This window comes from Ilumatobacter sp., assembly GCF_041688325.1.
Classification (GTDB): Bacteria; Actinomycetota; Acidimicrobiia; order Acidimicrobiales; family Ilumatobacteraceae; genus Ilumatobacter_A.
In genome coordinates this window covers 1-14,470 of record NZ_JBDNIJ010000349.1, presented here as the reverse complement: position 1 = coordinate 14,470, position 14,470 = coordinate 1, and the positions used below count along the sequence as shown (strand labels likewise).

Sequence of the window (14,470 nt, the reverse complement as noted above, 5' to 3'; positions counted from 1 at the left end):
ACACGCCGCCGACCCCTCCGGCCGCGTCGACGACATCGACCAGCACGACGGCATCGGTGCGACCGACGACGACGGTGCGACCGACGACGACGACGACGACCACCACAACGACGGTCCCTGTCCCGACAACGATCCTCGAGAACGCCGTGCCGGTCTGGGAGCCCTACGAACCGCTCGCCGCGCTCATCGGCCTCGCTGCACTCACCGGCGAGCCCGTCGAGCAAGACATCGCCAACCGGTCGATCGTGGCAGTCAAGATCGACAACTATGCGCGAGCGCGGCCCCAGTGGGGTCTCGATCAGGCCGACGTCATTTTCGAAGAGAACGTCGAAGGGGTCACGCGATTCGTCGCGCTGTTCCAGACACAACTGCCCGACCGGGTTGGGCCCATTCGCTCGGCGCGCACCGGCGATCTCGACGTCTTGGCCTCAATGAACCGGCCGATCCTGGCCTGGTCCGGTGGTAACAGAGGCGTGACGAATTGGATCGAATCGGCGGATCGATCAGGGGTCCTTGTCAACTTCAGCGCACAGAAGAACCCCTGTTACAACCGCGACTCGAGCCGCTCCGCCCCGCACAATCTGCAACTGAACCCCACGTGCGCCATCGAGAATGCCCCGACGGCTGGCCCGGCCCGCCAGCTGTGGGGGATCGACGCATCGTGGACCGTACCCGCCGACCTTGGTGCGGTTCCCAGCCCGGCGTTCAACGTGCCCATGGACGGTGTGTCCGTCGACTGGGCGTGGGACGCGGATTCCCAGAAATACCTCCGGTCCCAAAATGGCAATCGGCACCTCGCGGCGTCGGGCAACCAGATCGGTGTCGACAACGTGGTCGAGATGTTTGTCTTCCACGCTGTCTCTCCGGTCGACGCACGATCGCCAAACCCGGTGACGATCGGCCGCGGCCCGGCAACGGTGCATCGCGATGGAATCCGCATCCCTGCGACATGGGCCCGGAATAGTGCGTATGAACCGTTCGCGCTTATCGATGCGAACAACGAGGCGATTCTGCTCGATACCGGCTCGACCTTCGTCGAACTGGTTCGCGATCGCCCCCGCTGATGAGTCGGGCCGGACGTACCGGCCCGCGGCCACCCGCCGGCCCCGCCTGAGAATCAGGTGGCGACGATGGGGTCGAGCCTGAGCTCGGGTTCGTTCTGCTCGATGCGCTGCAGGGCGTACTTGTTCTCGAACAAGGCGACCAGGTCGCCGCTGAAACGAGCGAGGATGCGGACGCCGGGCTTCTGGCGGAGCACCTCGGCCGACTCCTTGTCGGTCACGCGAATCGCCTGGTACGGCGCCGGCGAGATTTCGATCGGGGCGTTGAACTCGAACTCGAGTCGGTTGGCGAACACATCGAACTGGAGCTGTCCGACTGCGGCCAGAACAGGTGAGGCATCGCCCCAGTCTGGGTCTTTCAGGACCTGAACGACGCCTTCTTCGTTGAGCTGCGCGAGGCCCTTGCGGAACTGCTTCGACTTGGCGGTGTCGACCGGCCGTGCCGTGGCGAACACTTCAGGTGCGAACGACGGGATCGGCGGGAACTTGACCTTTGGGCCAGTTTCGTCAAACAGCGAGTCGCCGATGTTGAGGCCGGTTGCGTTCACAAGCCCAACGACGTCGCCGGGGAATGCTTCGTCAACGGTCGTTCGCTCAGCACCGAATACCGTGGAGGCGTACTTCGTGGCGAATGGCCTACCGGTGCGTTCGCAGGTCATGACCATGCCGCGGTCGAACTTGCCCGAACAGATACGTGCAAAGGCGATTCGGTCGCGGTGGTTTTTGTCCATGTTGGCCTGGACCTTGAACACGAACGCCGACACGGCAGTATCGAGTCCGCGAGGCTCGTCGTTGATGTCGAGACGTGGCAGCGGGGCTGGTGCCAGGTCGACGATTGCGTCGAGCAGGTGGCGGACACCGAAGTTTGTCAGCGCAGAACCGGCGAATACCGGAGTCGACTCACCGGCGAGGAACGACGGGAGGTCGACGTTCGCCCCAATCGCGTCGAGCAGGCTGCTCTCTTCGGCGGCCTTGTCCCACTCTTTGCCCTCTTCGGCTGCGGCGCGCTCGGCGTCGACTTCTTCTTCGGGGGCAATTTTGGAACCGCGAGCGGTGCGGGTGAACCGGGTGAACACGTCGGTCCGACGATCGATCACGCCGCGCAGGTCACCGAACGAGCCAACCGGCCATGTGGCTGGAGTCGGTCGGAGGCCGATTTGGGTTTCGATCATGTCGAGGAGTTCGAGCGGTTCGAGGCCGGGCCGGTCGAGCTTGTTCAGGAACGTGATGACCGGGAGCTTCTGAGTGCGACAGACTTCGAACAGCTTGAGTGTCTGGGGCTCGATGCCCTTTGCCGAGTCGAGCACCATCACGACGGCGTCGACTGCTGACAGCACGCGATACGTGTCTTCGGAGAAGTCGCGGTGGCCCGGAGTGTCGAGCAGGTTGAATTCATGCTGCCGGTACGGGAAGTTCAGGGCCGTCGACGTGATCGAGATACCACGCTTTTGCTCCATGTCCATCCAGTCGGACGTGGCTGAGCGGCGACCCTCGTGAGCTTTGACCGCGCCGCCCGAGGTGATCGCGCCTGCATACAGAAGAAACTTCTCGGTGAGCGTGGTCTTGCCCGCGTCAGGGTGGCTGATGATGGCAAACGTTCGGCGACGTTTTGCTTCGGTCAACACCTGATCAGACACGGTCGCCCACGCTAGCGGCGCGCCACCGAAGCGGGAGCCAAGGTTCTTGCTCCGCCGTTCTTCGCGGTTCTTCGCGGTTCTCGGCGGTGGAGACGCAGATCGAGTGGATCACAGTATTTTGATGGGTAAGTATCTCGGTGTGTTCGACGACGTTGCTTCCGTGCCCAGCCTTCCTGTCGGCCATGCCGCTGCCCGTGAGGTGCTCGCGAAGGCGTCGCGTGTGGTCGTGTTGACTGGTGCGGGCATCTCGACCGACTCAGGGATACCTGACTTCCGCGGCCCGAACGGCCTGTGGACGAAAAACCCGTCAGCCGAAAAGGCATCGAAACTCCACAATTATCTCAACGAGCCGGAGGTGCGACAGGCGGCCTGGCAGAGCCGACTGACGACCCCGGCCTGGACGGCTCAGCCGAACCGTGGCCATGCTGCAATCCTTGAGATCGAGCAGCGGGGTCAGCTGCACGGCCTCATCACGCAGAACATCGACGGTCTGCATCAGAAGGCCGGTAACGATCCGGCCAAGGTGATCGAGGTGCATGGCACGGTGTGGTTTACGCGCTGTTGGGAATGCAAGGATCAGCGGCCAATGGAGCAGAGCCTCGAACGAGTACGCGCTGGCGAGGTCGATCCGTCGTGCCTGGCGTGCGGTGGCATCTTGAAGAGCGACACCATCAGCTTCGGTCAGGCACTTGTGCCCGAAGTGATCGACCGTGCATTACAGATGAGCGAAGAGTCCGATGTGCTGCTTGCTGTCGGTTCGACACTCAGCGTGTTCCCGGCCGCCAACTGCGTTCCGAGAGCCAAGGCGAACGGCGCAACGGTGATCATCGTCAACGGGGACGAAACCGGAATGGACCGCTACGGCGACCATCTCCTCATCGGCCAGATCGGCGAAATTCTGCCAGCCCTGGTGCGCTGACTCAGGCCTTTGCGCGGCTGGCGAGGAATGCGCCGCTGATGACGAGCCCGATGCCGACAACAGCAATGGGAGCGACCGTGTCACCGCGAAAAGCCGTGCCGAGGGCGAGTGAGACCACCGGAATGAGGTAGGTGATGAAGGAGGCCCGAGTCGAACCAACACGTCCAACGAGCGTGCCCATGATGGCGAACGCGATGCCCGTCCCGAACACGCCGAGTAGGAGCACGGCGATGAGTGGGCCGACTTCCCACTCGGCGCTTCGAATGTCCCAGAGGCCATAGGGGGTTGTCCACAGTGTTGCGAGCGCGAGCATGCGCGCCATCAGGGGCAGCGAGCCGTACTTGCGTTGGAGGGGCGCAGCGAGGTTGATGGCGAAGCCGTAACACACCGTTGCGCCGAGCACCATGAAGACCCCAGAAGCGGCGTTCGAACCGTCGCCGACGGACGGTGCGCTGATCAATGCGATGCCGACGAAGCCGACGACGAGGCCAAGCAGCAGTGGTCCGTGGGCGCGTTGTCGAAGCAGTACGGCGGCCACGGTGGCCGCGAAGATTGGTGTTGCGCCGTTCAGGAGTCCGGTGACCGACGAGTTGATGTGCTGCTCCGCGATCGGGAAGAGCGTGAATGGGATGGCGACCCAAATCACCGAAAGGAGGAGCAGCTTGGCCCTGTCGTCGGGCTCGATCTGCATGTCGGTGACCGCGCGGCCAACCCGCGTCGTGATCGACCGGGGGAGTGCCCACAGTGCCGCCGCGCCCGAACCGACGCGCAATAGCGTGATCAGGCCCGGCGGAAGCGCATCGAGGCCGATGTCGATGAAGACGAACGACGATCCCCAGATTGCAGCAACCGAGACGAAGAGCGCCCAGTCCTGCGGGGTGAACTGGCCATCGTTCGAAGCAGCGGTCGCCGTGAACATTTTCTGAGAGGTAGTGGGGGCGTTACTCACAGCGGCACGCTAACGAGCGGCGAACCCGATAATCGGCGCGTTTCGGACACGTCCGGCTGACCGGTGGCAGCGGGGAATGGCGACAGCCCAGAGTTGGTTACATCAGGCCCCCCACTCGATACCCGACCTGATTGGTAGGCTTTTCGCCATGGCAACGTTCCGCGACCTTCTCTCGGCTGCAAAGTCTGAGATCACCGAAGTTGATACCGAGGGCGCTGCGACAGCGATCGCGGCTGGCGCGATCGTCCTTGATGTCCGTGAGCCCGACGAGTACGAGGAAGGCGCCCTGCTCGGTGCCATCCACATCCCGCGTGGTCACCTCGAAGCGCAAATCGAGGGTCGCATCATCGACAAGGAATCGCCGATCGTGGCCTACTGCGCCGGAGGTGTTCGGTCGGCCTTTGCCGCCAAGACGCTCGCCGAACTCGGCTACACGAACGTGCTCTCGATGGAGGGTGGCTATGGCCGCTGGAAAGACGAGGGCCGCGAGTGGAAGGCGCCGGTGTCGCTCACACCCGAGCAGAACAACCGCTACAAGCGCCACCTGTTGCTGCCTGAAGTCGGCACTGCCGGTCAGGTCAAGTTGCTCGATGCAAAGGTCTTGATGCTCGGTGCGGGCGGCCTCGGCTCACCTGCAGCGATGTACCTCGCAGCCGCCGGCGTCGGCACGATCGGTATTGTTGACATGGACGACGTCGACGCGTCGAACCTGCAGCGTCAGATTTTGCACAACATCGATCGCATCGGCGACCGCAAGGTCGATTCCGCCAAGAAGACGCTCACGATGCTCAACCCTGACGTCAACGTCGTCACGTACGACACACGGCTCGATGCGTCGAACATCATGGACATCCTCGAGGGCTACGACATTGTCGTCGACGGTGCGGACAACTTCCCGAGCCGTTACCTCCTGAATGATGCCAGCGTCAAGCTCGGTATCCCGGTCGTACACGGCTCGATCTTCCGCTTCGAAGGCATGGTCAGCGTGTTCCACCCGACCAAAGGCCCGACGTATCGGGACATGGTCCCCGAGCCTCCTCCCGCTGAGCTTGCGCCCTCGTGTGCCGAGGCAGGCGTGCTCGGCGTGCTGCCGGGCATTATCGGCTCGATCCAGGCGCTCGAAACCATCAAGGTCATTCTCGATCTCGGCGAGCCGCTGATTGGTCGCATCCTGACGGTCGACACGAGCGATATGGAGTTCCGCGTCTTCAACTTGAAGTCGAACCCTGAGAACGAAGTGACCTACGAGAACCGTGATCGTATTCAGATCAAGGAACTCGACGGGCTCTGCGCACCGGGCCTCAGCTGATCACGGTGGGCTGATCGCGGTCGGTTGATCGCGGTCGGCTGATCGCGGTCGGTTGACCGCGGTGAGTTGCATGCGATGGCACTACGTTTGGGTCATGGGTATCAACGTGGTCGAGTCCGGACAAGCGTGCGGAGCAACGGTGACCGGGGTCGACCTCACCGCACCGCTTGACACTCAAACGGTTGCCGAAATTCGAGCTGCATGGCTGGAGCATCACGTCCTCGCTTTTCCAGAGCAACCGATGAGCGACGATGATCTCGAACGGTTCACGCTTGCTTTCGGCGGTTTCGGTGATGATCCATTCATTGCGCCGATCGCTGGGCGTGACCACGTCATCGCAGTCGAACGTCGTGCCGACGAAACGGCACCGCTGTTTGCTGAGAATTGGCACAGCGACTGGAGCTTCCAGGCCACACCGCCCTCTGGGACGTGTCTATTTGGAGTGCAGATTCCTCCGATGGGTGGCGACACGCTGTACGTGAACCAGCATGCTGCACTTGACGCAATGCCGGATGATCTTCGGGCTCGGCTCGCCGGGAAGATGGCGGTGCACTCGGCCCGTGGCGGTTACGCACCCGACGGGACGTACGGGTCTGACGATCAGGCCACGGACCGGAGCATGGACATCCGGCCGTCCAATGAGGCAATGGCCACCCAGCTGCACCCGATCATCCGGGAACATCCCGAAACTGGACGGCTCGGGATCTTCAGCTGCATCGGTTACATCATCGGCATCGATGGCATGGCCGACGACGCAGCACGCGAGCTGCTCGCTGAGCTGTACGTGTGGCAGACCCGCGACGAGTTTCAGTACCGCCACGTGTGGCAACAGGACATGCTGACGATGTGGGATAACCGCTCGGTGTTGCACAGAGCCACTGGGGGCTATGACGGTCATCACCGTCTCCTGCATCGCACCACCATCGCCGGCTGAGGCGATCTGGACGAAGATCTCGTGCCGTGTCAGGCAACGTTTGGGTGACCCTGACCGTACTTCGAAGAAGCTGTTACGCGGGTAATTTTCGGTTCGTGAGAAGACGGTCGGCCGTGATCCGAATGCCGGTTCACGAGCGGGGGTTATCTGTTCCGGGGCGAACGTTATGAGCGGCCCAGTTCGTCTTTGTATGCGTGTCCCTATGTCGACCCTCGCAGAGGGAGGCGCTGGTGCCCCGCACTCGATTTCCGTTGTCAGGTGGAGATGACGATTTTGCCGTCGATGACTTCGCCGTCCTTGTCGATAGCTGAAATCGTGAAGTTGAAATCAGCGTCGGCAAAGCCCGACATGAAGCCAAGCGCACCGTCTTCTGGCATCAACATTCCATCTTGGTCGACTTCGTACATCGAGCTGGAACCTTCAACTTCGGCAGCTGAAATCGACACTTGCGACCCAGCTTCAAGGCCACGACCGTTGAACGTGATTGCCCCGTTTGCGCTGACTGCGCACACTTCGCCGACTTCGCTGGACAGGCATTCGGTCGTCGTACTACTTCCGCACCCAGAGACTGCGAGCGCGATGATCGCCGTCGCCGCACTGATGACGTGATTTTGCATTGGGCGAGCATGCCACCAACTTGGTCCGCTCGTCAGCGCGCCCAGCGGGAGAAGATGAAGTCAGGGAACGGCCATATCTCGCGATGCTGCACCGTGGCCGGCCCACGCGCGATCGGGCACTTCTTCCGACCCCTCCCGCCCGATCTTGCGGGATGAGCGGCACGTCGCAGAACGGGCAAACGCTGCATGACTCGGCATGAGATCGTCCAGCATCTTGCTCAATGAGGAGTTCCCGCAACGCCGCAATCGGGCGATCTGGTCGATCTCGGTCAGTTGAGGAATTCGGGTTCGCGAGCAACGAGCTCGTCCCAGAACGGCTGGAATTGGAACCAGCCGGCAGCGTCGCTGCCCTGCGCCTTCAGGCCGTCTTCGCAGAAGGCTTGCGGGATTTCGATGGGGGTGCCGGCCGCCTCGGCGACGAGTTGACTTTGGCAGGCGCGCTCGAGTGCGATGAACCACCAGACGGCGGCGTCGACCGAGCCGCCGGTGGTGATCAGGCCGTGGTTCTGGTGGATCATGGCCTTCTTGTCACCGAGGGCATCGGCCATCTTCTTGCCGATCTCCTGGCTGAGCACGACGGCGCCGCTTCCGTCATTGCACAGGGCAACATCGTTGTAAAACATGGTCGAGTCCTGCGTGATCATCTTCAGCGGCTTGCCGAGCGTCGAAAACGTCTTGCCGTACATCGAGTGCGAGTGCGCAGCGGCGATCACGTCGGGGCGAGCCTGGTGAATCTGTCCGTGGATAGCAAATGCTGCCTGATTGAGCGGGCCGTTACCTTCGACCACTTCACCTTCGTGATTGACACAGATCAGGTCACTGACGGTCATCAGCTTGAAGTTGGTGCCGAACGGGTTGACCCAGAAACGATCGAGATGCTCAGGGTCACGAACGGTCACGTGTCCGGCCACGCCCTCGGCGAGGTGCAAGCGACCCATTGTCCGCAAACCGCAGGCGAGGCGCTGCTTGCGATGGAGGCGTTCGGCCGCGAAGTCTTCCTTCGGCGTGGTCGCCTCTTTTTCGATTTCCGCGAGCTGGTCTTCCATCGTGTTGGCCATGTTCAAACAGTAGCTCCGGTGTCAAGCGAGCCGAGGGTCAGCGGAACCGGGCACGTCCGGCCGGACATCTGACCCGACATCTGACTGGGAGCGTCAGGCAGGATCGGCCTGAACAACTCGCTCGACACGTTCGATCTCGTCGCGTTCCTGCACGGCGACGCCGACCAAGACCAGCGCGATGCCGATGACATCAATCATCGAAGGTCGTTGGTCGAGGGCGATCCAACCAACGAGTGATGCGGTGACCGGAAGCAACGCGAGAAGGAGCGAGAAGCGACGGATCGGAATGCGGCGCAAGGTGAACTGGTCGATGCCGTAGCCCACGGCGTTGGAGAAGATGCCGACGAGGAGGCACAGACCGAGGAGAAGGGGGGAAACCCAGACCGGTCCGCTCCACGGTGCGCCGATGGGGGCGGTCGCGATGGTGCCGATAACAAGGCCGAGACCGAGCCCGACCACGCCGCGATCGACGTGCGCGACCCGAGCCCCGAACACGATGTAGAGCGCCCAAAGCGCAGAAGCGATCAGGATGAACACGAGGCCTGACAGGTTGTTGTCGACTTCCACACCGCCGAGCACAACGACGCCGACGATTGCGAACGCGAGCGCGACGCCGTTGCGTACGGAACGTGTCGTGCAGGCTGCAACGAGGATTGGTCCAATGAACTCGATGGTGACGCCCTTGCCCAGGTCGATGCGGTCGATGGCCAAGTAGAAGAAGATGTTCATCAGCGCTGTCGTGATGCCAAACAGTGCAACGCCAACCAACTGCTGCCGCGTCCACCCGCGCCACCAACCGCGTGAAATCGCGAGGAGTGCGATACCGGCGCCCATCACTCGGAACCACGCCACGGTCTGCGGCTCGACTTCATCGAAGAGCAAAACGGCGATTGCCGCGCCGATGTACTGAGCGACGGCGGACAGGACGAAGAGCGCTTCGGGTTGTGCTGTGCTGAGCCAGCGCGAGATCGGCCCGGGTGACTGCCGCTCGTCCATCGTGGCGAGCATAAGGCTGCTGTGCGACGCTGATGGTGTGAACCGCCCGATCAATCCCACCTCGATTGCGCCTCCGGCTGCGAACTACCACCACGCGGTAGTCACAGAAGGTCCGACGCGTTGGCTCCACACCTCGGGCGTCGTGCCGACCGCTCCCGACGGAACGACACCGGCTGGCGTCGGGGAGCAGGCAACAGTGGTGTGGCAGAACATCGCGGCAATGCTCGACGACGCCCAGATGTCGCGGAACGACGTCGTGTCGGTCACCACCTATGTTGTCGCCGGGCAGCCGCTGGGGCCCGTCATGGCCGCACGAGACGTGTTTCTTGGAGGGCACCGGGCCGCATCGACGTTGGTCACGGTGCCCGAGTTGGCCCGACCGGAGTGGCAGATGGAAGTCGCAATCGTTGCAGCCAGCTGAGTAGACATCCTGGTCCTGCAGTGGGTCGGTGGGCCTGCCTGGCAATACGCTCACCGCCATGGCTGACGTTTCCGATCTTCCCCAGACCGACTCCGGCATCCCGATCAGGAAGCTGTACGACGAGAACGATCTCGCCGAATGGCATGCGTCAGAGAAGCTCGGAGCGCCAGGTGAGGCGCCGTACACGCGTGGCGTGTACTCCTCGATGTACACCGGTCGCCTCTGGACGATGCGCCAGTACTCGGGTTTCGGCAACGCCGAAGCCACGAACGAACGCTTTAAGTTCCTTTTGAACGCTGGCCAGACCGGCCTCAGCTGTGCGTTCGACCTGCCCACTCAGATGGGCTACGACTCTGACCACGGTCGCGCTGAAGGCGAAGTCGGCAAGGTCGGTGTCGCAATTGACTCGATGGAAGACATGCGACTCCTGCTCGCTGGCCTTCCGCTCGACAAGGTGTCAACGTCGATGACGATCAACTCGACCGCGGCGATCTTGCTGCTCATGTACGAGTTGGTTGCCGAAGAGAACGGTGTGTCTTCCCAGCAGATCAGCGGCACGATCCAAAACGACCTCCTGAAGGAGTACATCGCCCGCGGCACGTACATCTACCCGCCGCGGCAGTCGATGCGGATCATCACCGACATCTTCGAATACTGCTCCGAGCACGTGCCGAGCTGGAACACGATCTCGATCTCTGGCTACCACATTCGTGAAGCTGGCTCGACGGCCGTGCAAGAGATCGCATTCACGCTGGCGAACGCCATTGCCTACGTGCAAGCGGCAATCGACGCTGGCCTCGACGTTGACGACTTCGCGCCACGGCTCAGCTTCTTCTGGAACGGGCACAACAACTTCTTCGAAGAGATTGCCAAGTTCCGGGCGAGCCGCCGTATGTGGCACACGATCATGACCGAACGGTTCAACGCTCAGGACCCGAAGTCGACGATGCTGCGTTTCCACACGCAAACGGGCGGATCAACGCTCACCGCACAGCAGCCGATGAACAACATTATGCGCGTCACGCTGCAGGCCATGGCTGCTGTCATGGGCGGCACCCAGTCGCTGCACACCAACGGTTTCGACGAGGCGCTGAGCCTGCCAACTGAAGACGCTGCACGGATGGCGCTGCGCACGCAGCAGGTCATTGGTTACGAATCTGGTGTGGTTGACACGCCAGACCCGATGGCCGGCTCGTACCTCGTGGAATCGTTGACCGACGAGGTCGAGAGGCTCGCCTGGGAGTACATCGCCACCATTGACGAAAAGGGCGGAGCGGTCTCCGCGATCGAACAGGGTTTCCAGATGGAGGAGATCGAGAACTCGGCCTACGAGTACACCAAGTCGATCGACGACACGAGCCGCACGATTGTGGGTGTCAACAAGTTCACGATGGACGACGAGCCCGAGCCGGTCGTGTTCCCGATCGACCCAGCACTCGAGCCGAGCCAGATCCAGCGCCTGAAGGCGTACAAGGCCAACCGCGACAATGTGGCTGTCGAGTCGGCGCTTGCCAAGGTGAAGGCCGCCGCGCAAGGCACCGACAACGTGCTCTACAGCATCAAGGATGCGCTCCGTGCCGACTGCACCCTCGGTGAAATCAGCGACAGCCTCCGCGAGGTCTTCGGCACGTACACCCCCTGACGAGTTTCGGTCAGGCACGGTCACACTGTGTCAGGCACAGTGTGACCGGACGTCCGAACATCGAACCATCTATCGACAAGCGGTCACACTGTGCCTGACACAGTGTGACCGCTATAGCTCGGCGGTGATGGCCGCGAGGAGTCCGTCGAAGGTGTTAATCGCAGGGAACTGCGGGAACTCGGCGATGACGTTGTCGGGCGCGTGGAACAAAAAGCCGGCATCGGCCTCGTTGAGCATGCTGGTGTCGTTGTAGCTGTCGCCTGCTGCGATCACCTTGTAGTTGAGGCCGTGGAAGGCCTCGACCGACTTGCGCTTCTGGTCGGGCTGGCGCAGCTCGTAGTCGGTGATGCGATCGTCTTCGACGACGAGCCGATGGCAGAACACCGTGGGCCAACCGAGCTGGCGCATGAACGGTCGAGCGAACTGTTCGAACGTGTCACTCAAGATGATGACCTGTGTCTGGGTGCGCAGTTCGTCGAGGAAGGCCTTTGCTCCCTCCAGTGGTTCGAGGCCCGAGATGACGTCTTCGATCAGCGACATCGTCAGGCCGTTCTGCTCGAGGATGTCCAAGCGGTACCGCATCAACACGTCGTAGTCGGGCTCGTCACGAGTGGTCCGCGTCAGAGCTTCGAGGCCGGTTCGTTCGGCGACGGCGATCCACACCTCAGGGATGAGGACGCCTTCGAGGTCGAGCGTGACGAGTGTCTGTTGCACGGCGACGATTCAATCAGCTCGACACGCGAGTGATCGACAGCACGGGCCGTTCAGGCACCGCGCACTCGCCGACAGGCCATCCGAGGTACAGCATGCCAATGACACGATCTTGCTGATCGAAGCCACACAGTTCGAGGACTTTCGGTGGGCTACTGAGCGCCGGAGTCGACCAGAAACTGGCCAGGCCGAGTGCTGTTGCGCCGAGAAGTGTGTTCTGAATTGCGGCCGCAACGGCGTCGCGGTTCTCCTGGTGCAGCATCTCGTTGGGGTGTGGTTCGCAGCCGACGACGAGAACAGATGGAGCGCGCAGGTATTTGGTGCGGGTCTTCTCTCTTTTCGTGCTGTCGCCGAAGTCGGCGTCGACCATGTCGGCAGCCATTGTCTCGCCCAGCCGTGCGCGCCCAGCACCAGTGAATTCAGCGAACTTCCACGGCCATGTCTTCTTGTGATTCGGGGCCCAGGCCGCCAGCGCACAGAGTTCGTCGACGGTTGTGGCACTGACTGGCCGCTCGCGATCCATCAGCAGCGATGTGCGCCGCGAACGAACGAGGGCAGCAAACGATTCGAAGTCGTGTTCCACCAGGTCAGCCTGGCACCCGAATGGCGTCGTGACACACTTCGACACGCACAGTTCACCCGGAGGAGCTTCTTGGAGAAGGACTGAGCGCGTTGCAAGCAAGCGACCTACCGTGCGCGTCGATGGGTACACCTGATGTGACGATCGTTTGGTTCAAACGAGACCTCCGAATTGGTGACCACCGGCCGCTCATCGCAGCGGCCGGAAGTGGTGGGCCCGTTATTCCGCTCTCTATCGCAGAGCCATCGATACGCACAGCTGACGATGCACACCCGGCGCATTGGGACTTCGTGCGGAGCTGTCTTGTTCCGCTGCGCGACGATCTTGCGGCGACGCACCGGACCGACACCACGGCTATCAGACGCGCATATCAAGCCCGCTGACAGCGTGGGACACCTGCTCCCGCATCTCACCGCACCCCACCTATGGCACGGTGTCGCTCCGTCAGATCGAGCAACGACTGCAACGCGCGCAGGGCCGGCTTGGGAAGGGTGACCCTTCTGGCAAGGCGTACCGAGCATTCGGTGAACGGTGGCACTGGCACTGTCATTTCATCCAGAAGCTTGAAGATGAACCGCGCATCGAGCATTCGAGTTTTGTTCGGGACTCCGACGAAGTCCGACAACTCGACGATGAGGCAAAGTCTGAGGCATGGCGAACTGGCAACCGTGGCGATCGACCGGCCTGCACCTCGCTCGGGCATTCACCGACTACGAGCTGGGGATCCACTGGAGCCAGGTGCAGATGCAAAGCGGAACGACTGGCATCAATGCGCTTCGGATGTACGACCCGACAAAGCAGGCAATCGAACACGATCCAGACGGTGAATTCATCCGGCGGTGGGTGCCCGAGCTCCGCGATGTTTCCACCTCGCTCATCCATCAACCGGGACTGGCAGGTGCGAACTATCCGCCGCCCATTGTTGACCATGCAGCTGCCGTGCGTCGGGCCGGTGCCGAGGTCCAGCGAATTAAAAAACGGGCGCAGGCGAGCGGTCGAACCGCCGAAGTCCTTGAGCGACACGGCAGCCGCCGCCCACCACCTTCACGTCGACGCTGACTTGCTGTTACGCCGGGTCGGACATCGGGTCTGACAGAACGGCGTCAGTCCACTGGCTTCTTTGCTCTGCTCAGCTGGACTCGCGGCGCCTCGTTGGGCATCTTCGGATACTGCGGGGGCCAAGGTGCATCGGGAATGCCATCGGCGAGGTCGGCAGCAAAACGCTCAACGAGTGGAACGATCGAGCACGGCGCGTCGTCCATCAGTTCCCAGGGGTCGCCGAGTGAAGCGAGACGGCGCGGCACGGTGTCGATGGTGCATGTCTCCGGGTCGATCGTCTCCAACTCATCCCAACCAAACGGAGTCGACACCTGCGCACCGACGCGAGGGCGCGCGCACCACGCTCCAAACATATTTTTGTGGGGTGCGTTTTGATTGAAGTCGACAAAGACTCGCTGGCCTCGCTCTTCCTTCCACCACTTGTCGGTGATGAGGCCGGGATGGCGCTCTGACAGCTCGCGGCCGAGTGCCACGACAGCGCCGCGAATGGCGAATGAGTCCCAGCCCGGTTCGATGCGGACGTAGATGTGGATGCCCTTACTGCCGGTGGTCTTGGGGAAGCCGAGCATCCCGAGTT

General features: G+C 62.2%; 15 protein-coding genes and 1 pseudogene. 8 read left to right on the top strand and 8 right to left on the bottom strand.

Translation table 11 applies throughout. The features are described from left to right. The coding region (locus ACH2EI_RS18150) for a DUF3048 domain-containing protein (RefSeq protein WP_395161056.1) at positions 1-1,064 on the top strand (1,064 nt) is incomplete at its 5' end. Between the two features lie 53 nt (positions 1,065-1,117). On the opposite strand, the gene ACH2EI_RS18145 is transcribed toward ACH2EI_RS18150, so the two are convergent. Then, entirely contained in the window at positions 1,118-2,698 is a 1,581-nt protein-coding gene (locus ACH2EI_RS18145) for a peptide chain release factor 3 (RefSeq protein WP_395152302.1), read from the bottom strand. Between the two features lie 121 nt (positions 2,699-2,819). Between ACH2EI_RS18145 and ACH2EI_RS18140 the strand changes: the two genes are divergently transcribed. Continuing rightward, positions 2,820-3,617 carry an NAD-dependent deacetylase gene (locus ACH2EI_RS18140; RefSeq protein ID WP_395152303.1) on the top strand — a complete coding sequence of 266 codons (798 nt, stop codon included), beginning with the start codon at positions 2,820-2,822 and terminating at the stop codon, positions 3,615-3,617. Position 3,618: 1 nt separating this feature from the next. Here the strand turns inward: ACH2EI_RS18140 and ACH2EI_RS18135 are convergent, their stop codons facing one another. After that, positions 3,619-4,566, bottom strand: a complete 948-nt coding sequence (locus ACH2EI_RS18135) for a DMT family transporter (RefSeq protein ID WP_395152304.1) — start codon at positions 4,564-4,566, stop codon at positions 3,619-3,621. A 148-nt stretch (positions 4,567-4,714) separates the two neighbouring features. Here ACH2EI_RS18135 and moeB point away from each other — a divergent pair, with 148 nt between their 5' ends. Together moeB and ACH2EI_RS18125 are read left to right on the top strand one after the other, a co-directional pair. Beyond that, a complete protein-coding gene (moeB, locus tag ACH2EI_RS18130) occupies positions 4,715-5,875 on the top strand; it encodes a molybdopterin-synthase adenylyltransferase MoeB (RefSeq protein ID WP_395152305.1) in 1,161 nt (386 codons plus the stop codon). 94 nt (positions 5,876-5,969) lie between these two features. Beyond that, complete coding sequence (locus ACH2EI_RS18125; protein WP_395152306.1) at positions 5,970-6,809, top strand: TauD/TfdA dioxygenase family protein; 840 nt, start codon at positions 5,970-5,972, stop codon at positions 6,807-6,809. Between the two features lie 254 nt (positions 6,810-7,063). On the opposite strand, the gene ACH2EI_RS18120 is transcribed toward ACH2EI_RS18125, so the two are convergent. From ACH2EI_RS18120 to ACH2EI_RS18110, 3 genes are all read right to left on the bottom strand, one after another. Beyond that, entirely contained in the window at positions 7,064-7,426 is a 363-nt protein-coding gene (locus ACH2EI_RS18120) for a hypothetical protein (protein WP_395152307.1), read from the bottom strand. A 269-nt stretch (positions 7,427-7,695) separates the two neighbouring features. Then, positions 7,696-8,484: a class II aldolase/adducin family protein gene (locus ACH2EI_RS18115; RefSeq protein WP_395161054.1), complete on the bottom strand. Its 789-nt coding sequence runs from the start codon at positions 8,482-8,484 to the stop codon at positions 7,696-7,698. A gap of 93 nt (positions 8,485-8,577) precedes the next feature. Next, positions 8,578-9,480, bottom strand: a complete 903-nt coding sequence (locus ACH2EI_RS18110; RefSeq protein ID WP_395152309.1) for an EamA family transporter — start codon at positions 9,478-9,480, stop codon at positions 8,578-8,580. A 37-nt stretch (positions 9,481-9,517) separates the two neighbouring features. On the opposite strand from ACH2EI_RS18110, the gene ACH2EI_RS18105 reads away from it, so the two are divergent. Further along, positions 9,518-9,901, top strand: coding sequence for a RidA family protein (locus ACH2EI_RS18105; RefSeq protein ID WP_395152310.1), 384 nt, complete (start codon positions 9,518-9,520; stop codon positions 9,899-9,901). Positions 9,902-9,959: 58 nt separating this feature from the next. Then, positions 9,960-11,543 (top strand): methylmalonyl-CoA mutase, encoded by a 1,584-nt coding sequence (locus tag ACH2EI_RS18100; RefSeq protein WP_395152311.1) that lies wholly within the window; start codon positions 9,960-9,962, stop codon positions 11,541-11,543. 111 nt (positions 11,544-11,654) lie between these two features. Here the strand turns inward: ACH2EI_RS18100 and thrH are convergent, their stop codons facing one another. Further along, positions 11,655-12,257, bottom strand: coding sequence for a bifunctional phosphoserine phosphatase/homoserine phosphotransferase ThrH (gene thrH, locus ACH2EI_RS18095; RefSeq protein WP_395152312.1), 603 nt, complete (start codon positions 12,255-12,257; stop codon positions 11,655-11,657). A gap of 13 nt (positions 12,258-12,270) precedes the next feature. Beyond that, entirely contained in the window at positions 12,271-12,837 is a 567-nt protein-coding gene (locus tag ACH2EI_RS18090) for a nitroreductase (protein WP_395161052.1), read from the bottom strand. A gap of 119 nt (positions 12,838-12,956) precedes the next feature. On the opposite strand from ACH2EI_RS18090, the gene ACH2EI_RS18085 reads away from it, so the two are divergent. Beyond that, positions 12,957-13,217 carry a deoxyribodipyrimidine photo-lyase gene (locus tag ACH2EI_RS18085; protein WP_395152314.1) on the top strand — a complete coding sequence of 87 codons (261 nt, stop codon included), beginning with the start codon at positions 12,957-12,959 and terminating at the stop codon, positions 13,215-13,217. Positions 13,218-13,485: 268 nt separating this feature from the next. Further along, entirely contained in the window at positions 13,486-13,893 is a 408-nt protein-coding gene (locus tag ACH2EI_RS18080) for an FAD-binding domain-containing protein (RefSeq protein WP_395161050.1), read from the top strand. 44 nt (positions 13,894-13,937) lie between these two features. Here ACH2EI_RS18080 and ACH2EI_RS18075 read toward each other — a convergent pair. After that, positions 13,938-14,470, bottom strand: a pseudogene (locus tag ACH2EI_RS18075) (ATP-dependent DNA ligase); the annotation flags it as partial.